Genomic DNA, 17,866 nt, shown 5'->3' with positions numbered 1-17,866 from the left:
TCCCGGCCCGCAGACAGCGGCTACGCGCCGGGACGTACACGTCACTACGTACCGGCTAGGTGCGAACTGTGAGGCTTCTCCGCAGATCAGCGCACCCGCCCTCGTCAGGACGCATCAGCGGCAACTGACGGGTACGTGCAAAATATTTGGGATGCCCCGGAATAGGAACACAGAGGCACCCCGGCTCGTTCTCATTACGTGAGCACGACACCACCTGTTCTCGCCGCAGAGCTGGCAGGGGCGTGGGCCGACATTCAGCGGCACCACCCCGAGCTGCCCGATCTTGCCGCGCCAGAGTCCCTGATCGGAGAGTCGTCGTCCGCCTGCGGACACGAACTCTCCTTCGAACGACTGCTTCACGAAGCAGTCCACGGCATCGCCGCCGCCCGAGGAGTCCGAGACACCTCTCGCGCCGGCCGGTACCACAACCGCAGATTCCTCGCAATCGCCGAGGAGTTGGGTCTGGACCACCCCGAGGAGCCGCATCCCAGCAGTGGCTTCTCGCTGGTCACGCTCAACCCCGAGGCGAAGCGGCGCTACCGCCCGACGGTCGAGCGGCTGCAGCGCGCCCTCAAGGCGCACACGGTCGCGACCGCCGCCGACACGGCCCGCAGCTTCCGGGGTCCGGCCGCCCGGCACGGCTCCTCCGGAGGGGGCGTGCGCGTGAAGGCGGTCTGCGACTGCGGACGCAATGTCCGCGTCGTTCCGTCGGTCCTCGCACAGGCGCCGATCGTGTGCGGAGGGTGCGGGAAGCCGTTCCGTATCCCGGAGGTGGTCGGCGCGGCAGCGGGCTGAGCGGAGAGCAGACGCAGCGGCGGGTCGTACGGACCGCCGGGGTGTGCGGGAGAGCGCGGCGGCACTTCGTGGGTGCCGGCTCGTGCGACGGCCCACCTCGACACCGGCACCCACGCCGGGCCCGGCAGTGCCGCGGTCCGGCCGACCGCTGCTCGCGGAGTGCCGGAAACTGCCGGGGACTGCCGGGCGGCTGCCCGGTTCGAGGGGGCTGTCCGGGTGTGGCAGAATGGTCAGCTGTACTCGCAGCCGCACAGGACCCCTCTCTCCTCCGGCTGACGCGTCCATCGGGCACTCGGGTACCGCAACCCCACGCGGCAATCTCGCCGTGCCCAACCACGTCAAGACCAGGAGACACCACTTCCGTGGCAGTCAAGATCAAGCTGAAGCGTCTGGGCAAGATCCGTTCGCCTCACTACCGCATCGTCGTCGCCGACTCCCGTACCCGCCGTGATGGCCGGGCCATCGAGGAGATCGGCCTGTACCACCCGGTGCAGAACCCCTCGCGCATCGAGGTCGACTCCGAGCGTGCGCAGTACTGGCTGGGTGTCGGCGCGCAGCCGACCGAGCCCGTTCTCGCCATTCTCAAGCTGACCGGCGACTGGCAGAAGCACAAGGGCGAGCCCGCCCCGCCGCCGCTGCTCGTCGCGGAGCCGAAGGCCACGCGCCCGCTGTTCGAAGCCCTGGGTGGCGACACCGAGGGCAAGGGTGAGGCCATCACCCAGAAGAAGAAGGCTGAGAAGAAGGACGAGGCCACCGCCGAGTCCGCGTCGACCGAGGCCTGAGCATGCTCGAGGAGGCTCTCGAGCACCTCGTGAAGGGCATCGTCGACAACCCGGACGACGTGCAGGTCGCTTCGCGCGACCTGCGCCGAGGGCGTGTCCTTGAGGTCCGGGTCCACCCCGACGACCTCGGTAAGGTGATCGGCCGCAACGGCCGCACCGCGCGCGCCCTGCGCACCGTCGTGGGCGCCATCGGCGGCCGCGGAGTCCGTGTCGACCTTGTCGACGTGGACCACGTCCGCTGACGTACATGTAGCACCGGCTCGGGCCGGGGAGGGCCTGAGGGCCGTCCCCGGCCCGAAGTCGTCCACGCGGTGACGCCGTGGACCCACGACAGGAGATCAAGCAAGTGCAGCTGGTAGTCGCGCGGGTGGGCCGCGCCCATGGCATCAAGGGCGAGGTCACCGTCGAGGTACGTACCGACGAGCCGGAGCTGCGGCTCGCGCCCGGTGCCGTCCTGGCCACGGACCCCGCCACGGCCGGTCCGCTGACCATCGAGACGGGGCGGGTGCACAGTGGCCGCCTCCTGCTGCGCTTCGCGGGCGTACGAGACCGCACCGCCGCCGAGTCGCTGCGCAACACCCTGCTGATCGCCGAGGTCGACCCGGACGACGTGCCCGAGGACCCGGACGAGTACTACGACCACCAGCTCATGGACCTGGACGTCGTCCTGCGGGACGGCACCGAGGTCGGGCGGCTCACCGAGATCTCGCACCTGCCCTCGCAGGACCTCTTCGTGGTCGAGCGGGCCGACGGGACCGAGGTGCTGATCCCGTTCGTCGAGGAGATCGTCGTCGAGATCGACCTGGAGAGGCAGCGGGCGGTCATCGACCCGCCGCCCGGACTGATCGACGACAGGGCGGAGATCGCCACCTCCAGGGACGCGGACACCGGCTCGTCCAAGGACGCGGACACTGTCGATCCGGCGGACACCGACTCTTCGGCGGACACCGTCCCCCCGGGCGAGGCCGAGAACGCCTCCGGCACCGGTGCGGGCAGCGGACCGGGAGCCGACGCCTGATGCGGCTCGACGTCCTCACGATCTTCCCCGAGTACCTGGACCCCCTGAACGTCTCCCTCGTCGGGAAGGCACGCGCGCGTGGACAGCTGAATGTGCACGTGCATGATCTGCGGGAGTGGACCTACGACCGGCACAACACGGTCGACGACACCCCGTACGGCGGCGGCCCCGGCATGGTCATGAAGACCGAGCCCTGGGGCGACGCACTGGACTCCGTCCTCGCCGACGGCTACGAGACCGGCTCCCACGGTCCCGTCATGGTCGTCCCCACACCCGGCGGGCGCCCCTTCACCCAGGAACTCGCCGTCGAGCTCTCCGAGCGCCCCTGGCTGGTCTTCACCCCGGCCCGCTACGAGGGCATCGACCGCCGTGTCATCGACGAGTACGCGACCCGCATGCCCGTCCACGAGGTCTCCATCGGCGACTACGTGCTGGCCGGCGGCGAGGCGGCCGTCCTCGTCGTCACGGAGGCCGTGGCCCGGCTGCTGCCGGGCGTCCTCGGCAACGCCGAGTCGCACCGGGACGACTCGTTCGCACCGGGAGCCATGGCGAATCTCCTGGAGGGGCCGGTCTACACGAAGCCGCCCCAGTGGCGCGGCCGGGAGATCCCGGACGTGCTGCTCAGCGGCCACCACGGAAAGATCGCCCGCTGGCGCCGGGACGAGGCCCTGCGGCGCACCACCGCCACCAGACCGGATCTCATCGAGCGCTGCGACCCCGCCGCCTTCGACAAGAAGGACCGCGAAATGCTCTCCATCCTCGGCTGGCAGCCCCGTCCGGACGGCCGATTTGGGCGCAGGCCCGAGACCGTGGAAGAATAGGCGGCTGCTGTACGTCGTCCGGCGTGCGCCCCTGCCACAGGGGGACACGACGCCCGCCCCGACGAGAACAGCCCCCTTCTTGCACCACCGACTTCCGTCGATGACCTGTGGCATCGGCGAGGAAAGCAGACGATCATGTCCAACCTGCTAGAGTCCGTCGACTCGGCGTCGCTGCGCAGCGACATCCCGGCCTTCCGCCCGGGTGACACCGTCAACGTCCACGTCCGCGTCATCGAGGGCAACCGCTCCCGCGTGCAGCAGTTCAAGGGCGTAGTCATCCGCCGCCAGGGCGCCGGTGTCCGCGAGACCTTCTCCGTCCGCAAGGTCTCCTTCTCCGTGGGCGTCGAGCGCACCTTCCCGGTGCACACCCCGATCGTCGAGAAGATCGAGCTCGTCAGCCGTGGCGCCGTGCGTCGCGCCAAGCTCTACTACCTCCGTGACCTGCGCGGCAAGGCCGCGAAGATCAAGGAGAAGCGCGACAGGTGAGCCCGCGTCGGGTCCGCCTGAGGGCCGGATAGCATCTGGCCCACATGGACGCCGAAGCACAGCAGACGGAGCGCGACCGCTCCTCCCACCCCACCGTGCCCGAGGAGATCTCGGACACAGCAGGGGCGGAGGAACGGTCGCGTTTCGCGTTGGTGGCCTGGGCCGCCGACCGGGTGCCGGGCGGGCGGATCAGCCTGACCGTGCTGTTCTGTCTGTTCTCCCTGCTGCTCGTCACCCGGTTCGTGATCCAGCCGTTCCAGATTCCCAGTGGCTCGATGGAGCCGGGATTGAGGATCGGGGACCGCGTTCTCGTAAATAAGTTGGCGTACCGTTTCGGTGCTGAGCCGAGGCGCGGTGACGTCGTCGTGTTCGACGGCACCGGTTACTTCGGCGACGCCGACTACATCAAACGTGTCGTCGGCGTGGGGGGAGACCATGTGGTCTGCTGCGACAGGCAGGGGAGGATCGAGGTGAACGGCCGCTCGGTCGACGAGTCGACGTTTGTGTACTCGGGGGACAAGCCGTCCGAGGTGCCCTTCGACATCGTCGTACCCGACGGCACGCTCTTCGTCCTCGGTGACCACCGTGGGGACTCCCGTGACTCCCGTGACCACCTCGGCTCCCCGGGTGGCGGCATGATCCCCGTCGACGACGTGATCGGCAGAGCCGACTGGATCGCCTGGCCCCTCGGCCACTGGACCCACCTCGAACGTGCCGAAGGCTACGCGCGCGTGCCCGCCGCTGCGGGTCCGACCGTCACGGGCCCGACCGCCGTGGACCGGACCACCCCGGGGACGAGCGAGCCGGAGACCGTGGACGGTGTCCATGGGTAACCGCGGCAAGCCCCGCGGCGTCCACAGCGCCGCCGAGGACCTCCTGCCCACCGGCACCCGGCGTACCGGCGGTCCCGTGCTGCCCGGCCGGGCCGAGCGGCGCAAGCTGGCCCGGAAGGTCAAGCGGCGCAGGCAGCGCTCCGCGGTCAAGGAGATACCTCTCCTGATCGGTGTCGCCCTGCTCATAGCGCTCGTCCTGAAGACGTTCCTCGTCCAGGCCTTCGTGATCCCGTCGGGCTCCATGGAGCAGACGATCCGGATCGGCGACCGGGTCCTGGTGGACAAGCTCACGCCGTGGTTCGGCTCGAAGCCCGAGCGCGGCGACGTCGTCGTGTTCAAGGACCCCGGCGGATGGCTGGAGGACGAACAGCCGAAGGCGAAGAAGGCGGACCCCATCGTCGTCAAGCAGGTGAAGGAGGGGCTGACCTTCATCGGCCTGCTGCCCTCCGACAACGAACGGGACCTGATCAAGCGGGTCGTCGCGGTCGGCGGCGACACCGTCAAGTGCTGCGACACCCAGGGCCGCGTCACCGTCAACGGCATGCCGCTCAACGAGCCCTACATCAACCCCGGCGACAAGCCCTCCTCGCTCGTCTTCGAGGTGAAGGTGCCCGAGGGGCGCCTGTGGGTGATGGGCGATCACCGGTCCAACTCCGCCGACTCCCGTTTCCACCGCACCGAGAAATACGGCGGAACCATCTCCGAGGACGTCGTGGGCCGTGCCATGGTCATCGCCTGGCCCGTCGGTCACTGGAGCCGCTTCAAGGAGCCCGACACCTACGCGTCCGTGCCCGACGCGGCAAGCGGGTCGACCACCGCACTCGACACGTCGCATAGGGTGGCCACCTCGGATCGATACGGATTGATCCCGCTCCCGACTCCTGCGGAACTCCCGCTCGTTATGGGAGTGGTGGGCCTGCGTCGTTTCCGTCGCAGGCGGCGGCACGGAGTGAGGAGTGGATGTGGGGGATTTGGCGGTCGGCGCACGATCCGGACACGAGGGTCCAGAGGAGCGACCGGAACGATCCGAAGAGACGGTCCCCCCGGCCGCAGAGGACGCCGTGCCCCCCGGAGACGGCTCCGGTGACCACGACGGTCACCACGACGGCGGGGACGACAGCGGGAAGGAGCGGGACGCCGGCGGCGACGCCAAGGCGCCGAACAAGCCGCGGTCCTTCTGGAAGGAACTCCCGCTGCTCATCGGCATCGCGCTGGTACTCGCGCTGCTGATCAAGTCGTTCCTGGTGCAGGCGTTCTCGATCCCCTCGGACTCGATGCAGAACACCCTCCAGCAGGGTGACCGCGTCCTCGTCGACAAGCTGACTCCGTGGTTCGGCTCGGAGCCCGAGCGCGGCGAGGTCGTCGTCTTCCACGACCCCGACAAGTGGCTGGCGGGCGAGCCGACACCGAATCCGAACGCGATCCAGACGGCCCTCAGCTGGATCGGCCTGATGCCCTCCTCCGAGGAGAAGGACCTCATCAAGCGCGTCATCGGAGTCGGCGGCGACACCGTCGAGTGCAAGGGCACCGGCCCGCTGAGGGTCAACGGCAAGGCTCTGAACGAGCCGTACGTGTACCCGGGCAACACGCCCTGCACCATGGACGACGGCGGCGGCCAGTTCAAGGTGAAGGTTCCCGAAGGCAAAATCTGGGTCATGGGTGACCACCGGCAGAACTCGCTGGACTCCCGCTACCACCAGCAGGACGAGCACAAGGGCTTCGTGCCCGTGGGCAACGCCGTCGGACGTGCGATCGTCGTCGCCTGGCCGCCCACCCGCTGGTCGACGCTTCCGGTGCCGGACACCTTCGACCAGGGCCTCACCGCCGCCGCTCCGAGCGCGCTCGGGCTCGCGGGCGCGGTGCCGCTGGTGCTGTGGCGCAGGCGTCGCCTTACCGTCGGGAACACCAGGGTTTCTGGGTCGCGTACCGCCGGGTAGGGTGCCGTCCCAGATCGCCGATCTTCCGCGGCCCGGACCTGGGCCCCGGGGTCGAGTCTCCGAGTTGGGGGAGCACTGGGATGAGCGGGACACGTCGTACGGACGAGGGCCACGGACGGCTCGGCAGCAAGCTGTCGGGGCTGGCCGTGGCCCTCGGCTGTGTGCTCTTCCTCGGTGGCTTCGCCTGGGGAGCGGTCGTCTACCAGCCGTACACCGTGCCGACCGACTCGATGTCGCCGACCATCGTGGGCGGCGACCGGGTGCTCGCCGAGCGGATCGACGGCTCCGACATCCAGCGCGGTGACGTCGTCGTCTTCAAGCAGGCCAGCTGGGGCAACCTCCCCATGGTCAAGCGGGTCGTCGCCGTCGGCGGGGACACGGTCGCCTGCTGCACGCAGGGCAAGCTGACCGTCAACGGCAAGAAGATCGAGGAACCGTATCTGCCGAAGGGCACCGAGGCCGAGTCCTCCACGATCCCGTCCATCGAGGTCCCCGAGAACCGGCTCTTCCTGCTCGGCGACGAGCGCAGCGGCTCGCTGGACTCCACCGCCCATCTGACGGAGGCCGGCAACGGCACGGTGCCGCGCAGCGCGGTGAACGCGCGCGTCGACGCGGTGGCCTGGCCCATGAACGGCATGCTGGCGCGTCCCACCGGCTTCGAGACACTCGGCGACATCTCCGAGCCGGGGCCCCTGCGACTGGTCCTCACGGCGTTGGTGGCGGGCGCGGTACTCGTCCTGGGCGGCGCGGCCTACGGCCCGATCACCAAGCGGGCAGGGCGCCGAAGGGATCGTACGGGGGCGAAGGAGCGGGCCCTTGCCGGCTGACGGCGCCGAGGACACGCGCGCCGAAGGCACGGACGAGCGGCCGGCCTCCGCACCCGACAGGCTGCGTGTGCCCGGTGAACTCGGTGAACTCGGTGAGCTGCGGAAAGTCGCCCGGGTGGTGCTGCTCGATCAGCAGGACCGCATCCTGCTGCTGCACGGCCATGAACCCGAGGATCCGTCGGACGACTGGTGGTTCACACCCGGCGGCGGCCTGGAGGGCGACGAGACGCGGGAAGAGGCCGCGCTGCGGGAACTCGCGGAGGAGACCGGCATCACGGAGGTCGAGCTGGGCCCCGTGCTGTGGCGGCGGACCTGTTCGTTCCCGTTCGCGGGGCGCCGCTGGGACCAGGACGAGTGGTACTACCTGGGCCGTACGGCCCAGACGGCGACCGAGGCCACCGGGCTGACCGAGCTGGAACGGCGCAGTGTCGCCGGAGCGCGCTGGTGGACGTGCCAGGAACTCAACCGGGCACATGAGACGGTGTATCCGACCAGACTCGCCGAGCTGCTGCTCAGGCTGCTCGACGAAGGGCCCCCGGCCGGGCCCGAGACCCTCGACACGGAAATCGTCTAGAGGCTCGCGGGGCTGGCGCACAATGGGGGGACGCACGGCTGAAGGGGAACATGCCATGAGCGCCGAGGACCTCGAGAAGTACGAGACCGAGATGGAGCTGAAGCTCTACCGGGAGTACCGCGATGTCGTCGGTCTGTTCAAATACGTGATCGAGACCGAACGGCGCTTCTACCTCACCAACGATTACGAGATGCAGGTGCACTCGGTTCAGGGCGAGGTGTTTTTCGAGGTATCCATGGCGGATGCCTGGGTGTGGGACATGTACCGACCTGCTCGGTTCGTGAAGCAGGTACGCGTCCTGACATTCAAGGACGTGAACATCGAGGAGCTGAACAAGAGCGACCTGGAGCTGCCGAGCAGCTAGAACGGCCCCAGCCGGAGTACTGGGAGCACTTCGGAGTACTGGGCCGCTCTACGGCGGCCGCTCGTGTGGGTGAGTGAGTTGTCCACAATCGAGCGGCCGTCCACCAAGATCCAACAGCTGATCGCGGTGGGCTCAGTGTTGGCGCCGGAGGTGGTGCCGACATGAAGACGTCCAAGGCACACAGCGCACTCGGCAAGTACGGCGAGGATCTGGCCGCGCGGCGGCTGACCGAGGCCGGAATGACGATCCTGACGCGCAACTGGCGCGCGGGCAGGACCGGCGAGATCGACATCGTGGCCCAGGACGGCGACGCGCTGGTCGTCTGCGAGGTCAAGACCCGCCGCGTCGGTGCTTTCGAGTATCCGATGGCCGGCGTGACCCCCGTCAAGGCCCAGCGCCTGCGCGACCTGGCCGAGCGCTGGCTGCAGCAACACGGAGGGGCCCCACCCGGAGGCGTCCGCATCGACGTCGTGGGTGTGGTGCTGCCCGACCGCGGCGCCCCCGTCGTGGAGCATGTGCGAGGGGTGGCCTGATGGGCTTCGCGCGTACGTGCTCGGTGGCGCTCGTGGGCGTGGACGGCGTCGTCGTCGAGGTCCAGGCGGACCTGGAGCCAGGAGTCGCGGCGTTCACGCTGGTGGGGCTGCCCGACAAGAGCCTGACGGAGAGCAAGGACCGGGTCAGGGCGGCCGTGGTCAACTCCGGCGCCGAGTGGCCGCAGAAGAAGCTCACCGTGGGGCTCAGCCCGGCCTCGGTGCCGAAAGGTGGCAGTGGCTTCGACCTCGCCATCGCGTGCGCGGCGCTCGGTGCGTCCGAACGCATCGATCCCCGCGCGCTCGCCGACATCGTGATGATCGGCGAGCTGGGCCTGGACGGCCGGGTGCGGCCCGTCCGGGGTGTGCTGCCGGCCGTGCTGGCCGCGGCCGACGCAGGATACGAACAGGTGGTGGTGCCGGAGTGCGCGGCCGCCGAGGCGGCCCTGGTGCCCGGCGTGTCCGTGCTCGGCGTCCGCACCCTTCGGCAGCTCGTCGCCGTCCTCACGGACGAACCCGTGCCCGACGAGGACCCGGACGAACAGGGCAGGACCGATCCGCTCGCGGGCCTGCGCATGCCGGGCACGGGCACGGCCACGGGCATGCACGGCATGGGCGCCGCACAGTACGACCACGGACACGACCTCGCCGACGTCGTCGGCCAGCTCGCGGCACGGACCGCGGTGGAGGTGGCCGCGGCCGGTGGACACCATCTCTTCCTGGAGGGGCCACCAGGGGCGGGCAAGACGATGCTCGCCGAGCGGCTGCCCGCGATCCTGCCGCCGCTCGGCCGGGGCGAGTCCCTGGAGGTCACGGCCGTCCACTCGGTCGCCGGTCTGCTGCCGCCCGGCAAGCCGCTGGTCGACGTCGCCCCCTACTGCGCTCCGCACCACTCGGCGACCATGCAGGCTCTGGTCGGAGGAGGCCAGGGAGTGGCACGGCCCGGCGCGGTGTCCCTCGCTCACAGGGGAGTCCTCTTTTTGGACGAGACACCTGAGTTCAGCAGTCATGCCCTCGACGCGCTGCGCCAGCCCCTGGAGTCGGGGCATGTGGTGATCGCGCGCAGTGCCGGTGTCGTGCGCTTCCCGGCCCGGTTCCTGATGGTCCTCGCGGCCAACCCCTGCCCCTGCGGCCGCTTCTCGCAGCGGGACACCCTGTGCGAGTGCTCGCCCGCCGCGATCCGCCGCTACCAGGGCCGGCTCTCGGGACCCCTGCTCGACCGCGTCGATCTGAGGGTCGAGGTGGACCGCGTCACCCGGTCCCAGCTGACGCAGCGGGGAGCGCGGGGCGAGTCCACCGCGACGGTCGCCGACCGGGTCCGGGAGGCCAGGGAGCGGGCCGCCGCGCGCCTGACCGACACCCCCTGGCGTACGAACAGCGAGGTGCCGGGCCGCGAGCTGCGCAGCCGGTGGTACGCGTCCCCGGGGGCCATGGACGACGCGGAGCGCAGCCTGGAGCGCGGTGCGCTCACCGCCCGAGGGCTCGACCGTGTCCTGCGGGTCGCCTGGACCGTCGCGGACCTCGCGGGCCGTGACCGGCCCGAGGCCGCAGACGTGACCCTCGCGCTGCAATTGCGCACCGGCGTCCCCCGGGGGGTGCCGATGGCGATCGGAGCCCCGTCGTGAGCGGGGACGAGGAGCGGCTGCACCGGGTCCTCCTCGCACGCGTCGTCGAACCGGGGGACGAGGTCTGCGGTCGATGGCTCCGCGAGACCGGAGCGGCGGAGGTGGTCCGGCGCCTCGTCGCCGGCCGACAGCAGCTGCCGGGTGTGACGGACACGAGATGGGCGGGCCTGCGGGCGCGGGCCGAGCGGGCGGACCCGGAGCGGGACCTCGCGCAGGCGCGGGACAGCGGGACGCGGTTCCTGTGTCCCGGCGACACCGAGTGGCCCGCGCAGCTGGACGACCTCGGGGACGCGAGGCCCGTCGGGCTGTGGGTGCGAGGGCTGCCCAGTCTGCGGATATGGGCTCTGCGCTCCGTCGCGGTGGTGGGGGCACGGGCGTGCACCGAGTACGGCGCCCACATGGCGTCCGCGCTCGGCGCCGGGCTCGCGGAGCGGGGGTGGGTCGTGGTGTCGGGAGGCGCCTACGGCGTGGACGGCGCGGCGCACCGCGGTGCGCTCGGGGCGGGCGGTGCCACCGTCGCGGTCCTCGCCTGCGGGGTCGACCGGCCCTATCCGCGCGGTCACACGCAGTTGATCACGAGAATCGCCGAACAGGGTCTGGTGGTAGGGGAGTTGCCGCCCGGTGACCATCCGACCCCGAGCCGGTTCATTCTCCGGAACCGGGTCATCGCGGCGTTGACGCGCGGCACGGTGGTCGTCGAGGCGGCGTACCGGAGCGGCGCCTTGGTGACCGCCCGTGCCGCACAGCGGCTGGGCAGATTCACGATAGGGGTACCCGGGCCGGCCAGCAGCAGCCTCTCGGCAGGCGTGCACGAACTCCTGCGCGGGGAGGCGGTGCTGGTCACCGACGCCGCGGAAGTGGCCGAGCTCGTCGGCGACATGGGTGAGCTGGCCCCGGCCCGGCACGGCCCGGTCCTGCCGCGCGATCTGCTGGACCCGGCCGCCGCCCGGGTGCTGGCCGCGCTGCCGGCCAGGGAGCCGGCGCTGCGGCGGGAGATCGCCAGGGACGCCGGGACGACCGAGGACGACGCGGTCGCGAGACTGTACGAACTCCGCTCACTTGGCTTCGTCGAACGACACGGCGACGGCTGGAAGTTGACACGCCAGGCCACGATGTCCATCGACACGGATCGGGGGCGATGTTGACCGAGAGTGTTCGGCCGTCCGGGCGACCCCCGAACTCCTTGGGGTTTCCCGTAGTTGGCGCCTCGCGGTGGTCACGCACAGCGACAGGCGTGACCCTGAGGGGGCGGCAGCGGAACGTATCTGCGCACGGTGAGTCCATCACTGTTCGCGCACTGCGACTCCTCAGTCACGCTACGCTCACAAGGCTCCGACTCAGACAGGCAACTCGACATCAGACCGACAGCTCACGCAGTTACTCACAGTTCACTGCAGAACGGCACAAGGCGACGAATGCCCCAGCACACCTCCGGGTCCGACCGGGCGGCAGTTCCCCCCGCCGCCCGCGGCGGCGTGCGGCCGCCCGCCCCCTCGACGCTCGACGAGCTGTGGAGGTCGTACAAGACCACGGGCGACGGGCGGCTGCGCGAGCAGCTGATCCTGCACTACTCGCCGCTGGTGAAGTACGTCGCGGGCCGGGTGAGCGTGGGGCTGCCGCCCAATGTGGAGCAGGCGGACTTCGTCTCCTCGGGTGTGTTCGGGCTGATCGACGCCATCGAAAAGTTCGACATCGAGCGGGAGATCAAGTTCGAGACGTACGCGATCACGCGGATTCGCGGCGCGATGATCGACGAACTGCGCGCGCTGGACTGGATCCCCCGGTCCGTGCGGCAGAAGGCACGCAACGTCGAGCGGGCCTACGCGACGCTGGAGGCGCGGCTGCGGCGGACACCGTCGGAGTGCGAGGTGGCCGCGGAGATGGGGATCGCCGTGGACGAACTGCATGCGGTCTTCGGCCAGTTGTCGCTGGCCAACGTCGTGGCCCTGGAGGAACTGCTGCACGTCGGCGGCGAGGGCGGCAACCGGCTGAGCCTGATGGACACGCTGGAGGACACCGCGGCCGACAATCCCGTGGAGGTCGCCGAGGACCGTGAGCTGCGGCGTTTCCTGGCACGGGCGATCAACACGCTGCCCGAGCGGGAGAAGACGGTGGTCACCCTCTACTACTACGAAGGGCTCACGCTCGCCGAGATCGGCAACGTGCTCGGGGTGACGGAGAGCCGCGTCAGCCAGATCCACACCAAGTCCGTGCTCCAGCTGCGCGCGAAGCTGGCGAGCTTCGGCCGCTGACCTCGGCCCGGGCGGCAGGCATCCGTGCGGCCGAAGGCCATCGGGAGGTCGGCAGGAGGTCATCGGAAGGTCATCGATCAGGCCCTCGCGGGCGACAGGCTCCCGTCCTGGGCGATGCGTCCGTAAAGTAGGGGCGTGCCAAGGATTCGAGCGGCCTCCGTGGCCGAGCACCGGTCGATGCAGCGAGCCGCCCTGCTGGACGCGGCGCGGTCCCTGCTGTCCGAGGGCGGGACGGAGGCGTTGACGTTCCCGGCACTCGCCGAACGGACGGGTCTCGCGCGGTCGTCCGTGTACGAGTACTTCCGGTCCCGCGCGGCGGTCGTCGAGGAGCTCTGCGAGGTCGACTTCCCGCTCTGGGCCGCCGAGGTCGAGGCGGAGATGTCGCTGGCCGGGACGCCCGAGGGCAAGGTCGAGGCGTACGTCCGCCGGCAGCTCGCCCTGGTCGGGGACCGGCGGCACCGGGCCGTGGTGGCGATCTCCGCGAGCGAACTGGACGCGGGCGCGCGCGAAAAGATCCGCGCCGCGCACGGAGGGCTCGTCGCGATGATCGTGGAGGCGTTGCGGGACATGGGGCACGAGCAGCCCCGGATGGCCGCGATGCTCCTTCAGGGCGTCGTGGACGCGGCCGTCCGAAGGATCGAGATCGGCGCGGCGGAGGACCCCGCGGTGATCACCGACGCCGCCGTCGCGATGGCGCTGCGCGGCGTGAGGGGCTGAGCCCTGGCCCATCCGGGCCGCCCGGTGGGCGAGGAACGGTGCCCGCCGGGCGGAGGGTCCCGCCGGGGCGTGCACCTGCCGACCGGCTTGCCCTGCGACCGGGCTGTGCCACCTGGACCAGCCCCGCCCGGATCGGTTTCGTCTTCGGGCCAGCCCGGCCGCGAGCGGTACCGGCCCGCGTCAACAACGGTCGGGGTCAATACAACTAGCCCCCTGCGGAGAGCGCGAGGGTCTCGGCGACAGCGACAGCGCAGCGGCGTCCGGCTTTGCCTTCGGCTGCGGTACTCCGGTGACCGGGAGCAGGCGTGACGGGCCCCGGCTCAGGAGCCATGGCGGCAGCAGGGACAGTGGGTCCAGGTAGGTGTCCGCCCGGCGCAGGCCCCAGTGCAGACATGACGCCGGGCAGTGGGATCCCACCGGTTCCAGTACGCCGACCGTCTCGCCCGCTGCCACCACGGCACCCTTCTCGACCGTCGCCCGCACCGGTTCGTACGTCGTGCGCAGGGGCGGGTCACCCGTGCCGGTCAGCTCGACCGAGACGACCCCGCGGCCCGCGACCCGGCCCGCGAAGGAGACGCGGCCCGGAGCGACGGTCCGGACCGGAGTGCCGGGGGCCGCGGTGAGGTCGACACCCCGGTGACCCCGGCCGTAGGCGGTCGCCGGCGGTTCCCAGCCGCGTACCACCGACGGGCGCGAACCCACCGGCCAGACGCGGCCGATCGCCGGGACCGCCGGGACCGCCGGAACCGGCGGGACCGGCGGGCTCACGCCGGCCGAGTCGCGGCCCCAGTTGCTGCCCGAGTCGCCGCCCGGTTCCCCGCCGCGGGCGGTGGCCGCGGGTCCGCCGAGTACGAGCGCCGCGGCCACCGTCAGGGCCGACAGCAGCGCCGACAAAGTCGCCGACAACGCCGACAACGCCGACAACGCCGTCGGCGACAAGGCTCGCCACGTGCAAAGACATCGTTCTGATCGCATGCGAGAACGGTCCCGTCAACGACGCGAAAAAGAGGATCATGACCGGGATCTGTGGAGTACCCGTCGGTTGTGGACAGCGGCGTCACCCGGCGCCTCGTGGGTCCCGTACACTTCTTGTGGCGATCCGGGTCACCGGGTCGACTTCGCACGCCCCGACATCAGGCCGTAAAACAGCCGGTGTCAGCGCCCCTCGGTCCCTCGTGGCAAGGCGCAATGCGGGCGTCAGGCGCGACCGCCGTCCGGCGGACGCGGCACAACCGAGAACACCAAGGAGTACGGCCATGGCCGTCGTCACGATGCGGGAGCTGCTGGAAAGCGGCGTCCACTTCGGTCACCAGACCCGTCGCTGGAACCCGAAGATGAAGCGTTTCATCTTCACCGAGCGCAACGGCATCTACATCATCGACCTGCTCCAGTCGCTGTCGTACATCGACCGCGCCTACGAGTTCGTCAAGGAGACCGTCGCCCACGGCGGCACGGTCATGTTCGTCGGCACGAAGAAGCAGGCGCAGGAGGCCATCGCCGAGCAGGCCACCCGCGTCGGCATGCCGTACGTCAACCAGCGCTGGCTGGGCGGCATGCTCACCAACTTCTCGACCGTCTACAAGCGTCTGCAGCGCCTCAAGGAGCTTGAGCAGGTCGACTTCGAGGATGTGGCCGCGTCCGGTCTGACCAAGAAGGAGCTTCTCGTGCTCTCGCGCGAGAAGGCCAAGCTGGAGAAGACCCTCGGTGGTATCCGCGAGATGTCCAAGGTGCCCAGCGCCGTCTGGATCGTGGACACCAAGAAGGAGCACATCGCGGTCGGTGAGGCCCGGAAGCTCCACATCCCGGTCGTCGCCATCCTCGACACCAACTGCGACCCCGACGAGGTCGACTACAAGATCCCGGGCAACGACGACGCGATCCGCTCCGTCACCCTGCTCACCCGCGTGATCGCCGACGCCGTCGCCGAGGGCCTCATCGCCCGCTCCGGCGCCGGCAAGGCCGCCGAGGGCGACAAGGCCGCGGGCGAGCCGCTCGCCGCCTGGGAGCGCGACCTGCTTGAGGGCGGCGAGAAGAAGGCCGACGAGACCGCTGCCGAGGCGCCCGCCGCCGACGCTCCGGCCGCCGAGGCTGAGGCCGAGGCGCCTGCCGCTGAGGCTCCCGCTGCTGAGGCTCCCGAGGCCCCCGCCGCTGAGGCCGAGGCCCCCGCCGCCGAGGCTCCGGTTGCCGCCGAGGCGCCCGCCGAGGCCGAGAAGCCGGCCGACGCCGAGCAGGCCTGACGATCCAGCGTCACGGTTGAGTGAGTGAGGGCGGGCGGCGCCGAGTGCGTCGCCCGCCGTTCACCCGCAGACCGTAGATCTTCGGTGGACGCCCGCCCGATCAGCGGCGGACGCCGACTTCGAGACTTCGAACTCCGAGAAGAGATTCACAGATCATGGCGAACTACACCGCCGCCGACGTCAAGAAGCTCCGTGAGCTCACCGGCGCAGGCATGATGGACTGCAAGAAGGCGCTGGACGAGGCCGACGGCAACGTCGACAAGGCCGTCGAGGAACTGCGCATCAAGGGCCAGAAGGGCGTCGCCAAGCGCGAGGGCCGCTCCGCCGAGAACGGCGCCGTGGTCTCCGTCATTGCCGACGACAACACCTCCGGTGTCCTGGTCGAGCTGAAGTGCGAGACGGACTTCGTCGCCAAGGGCGAGAAGTTCCAGGCCGTCGCCAACCAGATCGCCCAGCACGCCGCCGCGACCTCCCCGGCCGACATCGAGGCGCTCCTCGCCTCGGAGATCGAGTCCGGCAAGACGGTCCAGACGTTCGTCGACGAGGCCAACGCCAGCCTGGGCGAGAAGATCGTCCTGGACCGCTTCGCCCAGTTCTCCGGCACGTACGTCACCGCGTACATGCACCGCACCATGCCCGACCTGCCCCCGCAGATCGGTGTCCTGGTCGAGCTGGACAAGGCCGACGCCACCCTCGCCAAGGGCATCGCGCAGCACATCGCCGCCTTCGCGCCGAAGTACCTCTCCCGTGAGGACGTTCCGGCCGAGATCGTCGAGTCCGAGCGTCGCGTCGCCGAGGAGACCACGCGCGCCGAGGGCAAGCCCGAGGCCGCGCTCCCGAAGATCGTCGAGGGTCGCGTCAACGGCTTCTTCAAGGAGGCCACCCTCCTCGGCCAGCCGTACGCGCTCGACCAGAAGAAGCCCGTCCAGAAGGTCCTGGACGAGGCCGGTGTCACCCTGAAGCGCTTCGCGCGCATCAAGGTCGGCATCTGAGTCCGTACCGCGATCGACGCGCGATCCCGCTAGGGTCGACAGCAGTCGTCCGTGTCGGTCGCGTATGCCGCCACGCGCGCGCGTGACGGACGACAGCAGATCTGACGAGGAGGCCATTGCCGCACATGGGATGAGCACAACACCCCATCGGCAGTGGCCTTCTTCGTATGTGCGACAGGTATGTGCGACACGTAGAAGAGGCGAGATCTCCATGACCACCACCAAGGCCGCCGACAAGGACGACAAGAGCGACAAGAGCGATGACGGCAAGGGAACCGGACGCTTCCTGCTGAAGCTTTCCGGTGAGGCGTTCGCCGGTGGCGGGGCGCTCGGAGTCGACCCCGACGTGGTGCACAAGATGGCCCGGGAGATCGCCGCGGTCGTTCGCGGTGGTGCCCAGATCGCCGTCGTCATCGGCGGCGGCAACTTCTTCCGCGGGGCCGAACTGCAGCAGCGCGGTATGGACCGGGCCCGCTCCGACTACATGGGCATGCTCGGCACCGTCATGAACTGCCTCGCACTCCAGGACTTCCTGGAGAAGGAGGGCATCGACTCGCGCGTGCAGACCGCCATCACCATGGGGCAGGTCGCCGAGCCGTACATTCCGCTGCGGGCCGTGCGCCACCTGGAGAAGGGCCGTGTGGTCATCTTCGGCGCCGGGATGGGCATGCCGTACTTCTCCACGGACACCACCGCCGCCCAGCGCGCTCTGGAGATCGACGCCGAAGCGCTGCTGATGGGCAAGAACGGTGTGGACGGGGTCTACGACTCCGACCCCAAGACCAACCCCGAAGCGGTCAAGTTCGACGCGCTCAGCTACAGCGAGGTCATCACCCGGGACCTGAAGGTCGCCGACATGACCGCGATCACCCTGTGCCGGGACAACAAGCTCCCGATCCTCGTCTTCGAGCTTCTGGCAGAGGGCAATATCGCCCGGGCCGTCAAGGGTGAGAAGATCGGCACGCTTGTGGGTGACCAGGACAGTCGGGCCTGACCGGGGGATGGACAATGTCCAGCCGGTCGGGAACCGTGCAGGACAAGACGCGACGCAGCCGGCCGCCTACCCGCCAAGGAAC

Annotated in this window: 21 protein-coding genes; 20 read left to right on the top strand and 1 reads right to left on the bottom strand. The window is 70.1% G+C overall.

Annotated elements, in window-relative coordinates:
* The first annotated feature begins 198 nt into the window (after positions 1-198).
* From AOK01_RS09845 to AOK01_RS09765, 17 genes are all read left to right on the top strand, one after another.
* Positions 199-795: a hypothetical protein gene (locus tag AOK01_RS09845; RefSeq protein ID WP_055510553.1), complete on the top strand. Its 597-nt coding sequence runs from the start codon at positions 199-201 to the stop codon at positions 793-795.
* Between the two features lie 362 nt (positions 796-1,157).
* Positions 1,158-1,577, top strand: coding sequence for a 30S ribosomal protein S16 (rpsP, locus tag AOK01_RS09840; RefSeq protein ID WP_055510552.1), 420 nt, complete (start codon positions 1,158-1,160; stop codon positions 1,575-1,577).
* A 2-nt stretch (positions 1,578-1,579) separates the two neighbouring features.
* Entirely contained in the window at positions 1,580-1,819 is a 240-nt protein-coding gene (locus tag AOK01_RS09835; RefSeq protein WP_005479813.1) for an RNA-binding protein, read from the top strand.
* A gap of 104 nt (positions 1,820-1,923) precedes the next feature.
* On the top strand, positions 1,924-2,595 hold the full coding sequence (rimM, locus tag AOK01_RS09830; RefSeq protein WP_055510551.1) for a ribosome maturation factor RimM: 672 nt from the start codon (positions 1,924-1,926) through the stop codon (positions 2,593-2,595).
* Complete coding sequence (trmD, locus tag AOK01_RS09825; protein ID WP_055510550.1) at positions 2,595-3,416, top strand: tRNA (guanosine(37)-N1)-methyltransferase TrmD; 822 nt, start codon at positions 2,595-2,597, stop codon at positions 3,414-3,416. The genes rimM and trmD overlap by 1 nt, the downstream gene beginning before the upstream one ends.
* A gap of 135 nt (positions 3,417-3,551) precedes the next feature.
* Positions 3,552-3,902 carry a 50S ribosomal protein L19 gene (gene rplS, locus AOK01_RS09820; protein ID WP_055510549.1) on the top strand — a complete coding sequence of 117 codons (351 nt, stop codon included), beginning with the start codon at positions 3,552-3,554 and terminating at the stop codon, positions 3,900-3,902.
* Positions 3,903-3,946: 44 nt separating this feature from the next.
* Positions 3,947-4,735 carry a signal peptidase I gene (gene lepB / locus AOK01_RS09815; protein ID WP_079103300.1) on the top strand — a complete coding sequence of 263 codons (789 nt, stop codon included), beginning with the start codon at positions 3,947-3,949 and terminating at the stop codon, positions 4,733-4,735.
* A complete protein-coding gene (lepB, locus tag AOK01_RS09810) occupies positions 4,728-5,822 on the top strand; it encodes a signal peptidase I (RefSeq protein WP_055510548.1) in 1,095 nt (364 codons plus the stop codon). Before lepB (AOK01_RS09815) ends, lepB (AOK01_RS09810) begins: the two co-directional genes overlap by 8 nt.
* Positions 5,707-6,672 (top strand): signal peptidase I, encoded by a 966-nt coding sequence (gene lepB / locus AOK01_RS09805; protein WP_245702192.1) that lies wholly within the window; start codon positions 5,707-5,709, stop codon positions 6,670-6,672. Before lepB (AOK01_RS09810) ends, lepB (AOK01_RS09805) begins: the two co-directional genes overlap by 116 nt.
* Before the next feature lie 80 nt (positions 6,673-6,752).
* Positions 6,753-7,499: a signal peptidase I gene (lepB, locus tag AOK01_RS09800; RefSeq protein WP_055510546.1), complete on the top strand. Its 747-nt coding sequence runs from the start codon at positions 6,753-6,755 to the stop codon at positions 7,497-7,499.
* Between the two features lie 61 nt (positions 7,500-7,560).
* Complete coding sequence (locus AOK01_RS09795; protein WP_055510562.1) at positions 7,561-8,073, top strand: NUDIX hydrolase; 513 nt, start codon at positions 7,561-7,563, stop codon at positions 8,071-8,073.
* A 55-nt stretch (positions 8,074-8,128) separates the two neighbouring features.
* Complete coding sequence (locus tag AOK01_RS09790) at positions 8,129-8,437, top strand: DUF2469 domain-containing protein (RefSeq protein ID WP_055510545.1); 309 nt, start codon at positions 8,129-8,131, stop codon at positions 8,435-8,437.
* Between the two features lie 161 nt (positions 8,438-8,598).
* A complete protein-coding gene (locus AOK01_RS09785; protein ID WP_055510544.1) occupies positions 8,599-8,970 on the top strand; it encodes a YraN family protein in 372 nt (123 codons plus the stop codon).
* Positions 8,970-10,592, top strand: a complete 1,623-nt coding sequence (locus AOK01_RS09780) for a YifB family Mg chelatase-like AAA ATPase (RefSeq protein WP_055510543.1) — start codon at positions 8,970-8,972, stop codon at positions 10,590-10,592. Before AOK01_RS09785 ends, AOK01_RS09780 begins: the two co-directional genes overlap by 1 nt.
* Entirely contained in the window at positions 10,589-11,737 is a 1,149-nt protein-coding gene (gene dprA / locus AOK01_RS09775; RefSeq protein ID WP_055510542.1) for a DNA-processing protein DprA, read from the top strand. Before AOK01_RS09780 ends, dprA begins: the two co-directional genes overlap by 4 nt.
* A gap of 270 nt (positions 11,738-12,007) precedes the next feature.
* Positions 12,008-12,844, top strand: a complete 837-nt coding sequence (gene whiG / locus AOK01_RS09770; RefSeq protein WP_055510541.1) for an RNA polymerase sigma factor WhiG — start codon at positions 12,008-12,010, stop codon at positions 12,842-12,844.
* A 159-nt stretch (positions 12,845-13,003) separates the two neighbouring features.
* Positions 13,004-13,561 carry a TetR/AcrR family transcriptional regulator gene (locus AOK01_RS09765; protein ID WP_055510540.1) on the top strand — a complete coding sequence of 186 codons (558 nt, stop codon included), beginning with the start codon at positions 13,004-13,006 and terminating at the stop codon, positions 13,559-13,561.
* 180 nt (positions 13,562-13,741) lie between these two features.
* On the opposite strand, the gene AOK01_RS40895 is transcribed toward AOK01_RS09765, so the two are convergent.
* Positions 13,742-14,467 (bottom strand): peptidoglycan DD-metalloendopeptidase family protein, encoded by a 726-nt coding sequence (locus tag AOK01_RS40895; RefSeq protein ID WP_245702191.1) that lies wholly within the window; start codon positions 14,465-14,467, stop codon positions 13,742-13,744.
* Positions 14,468-14,817: 350 nt separating this feature from the next.
* Between AOK01_RS40895 and rpsB the strand changes: the two genes are divergently transcribed.
* From rpsB to pyrH, 3 genes are all read left to right on the top strand, one after another.
* On the top strand, positions 14,818-15,798 hold the full coding sequence (rpsB, locus tag AOK01_RS09755; protein WP_055510539.1) for a 30S ribosomal protein S2: 981 nt from the start codon (positions 14,818-14,820) through the stop codon (positions 15,796-15,798).
* 155 nt (positions 15,799-15,953) lie between these two features.
* The gene (gene tsf, locus AOK01_RS09750) at positions 15,954-16,790 is read left to right on the top strand and encodes a translation elongation factor Ts (protein ID WP_055510538.1); all 837 of its coding nucleotides are present in this window, start codon (positions 15,954-15,956) and stop codon (positions 16,788-16,790) included.
* Positions 16,791-17,001: 211 nt separating this feature from the next.
* Positions 17,002-17,784 (top strand): UMP kinase, encoded by a 783-nt coding sequence (pyrH, locus tag AOK01_RS09745; RefSeq protein ID WP_055510537.1) that lies wholly within the window; start codon positions 17,002-17,004, stop codon positions 17,782-17,784.
* The last annotated feature ends 82 nt before the right edge of the window (positions 17,785-17,866 follow it).

The sequence above is a fragment of the Streptomyces aurantiacus genome, assembly GCF_001418335.1.
GTDB classification, from domain to species: domain Bacteria; phylum Actinomycetota; class Actinomycetes; order Streptomycetales; family Streptomycetaceae; genus Streptomyces; species Streptomyces aurantiacus.
The sequence above is the reverse complement of the archived record's forward strand: the minus strand, read 5'-3'. Positions and strand labels throughout refer to the sequence as shown.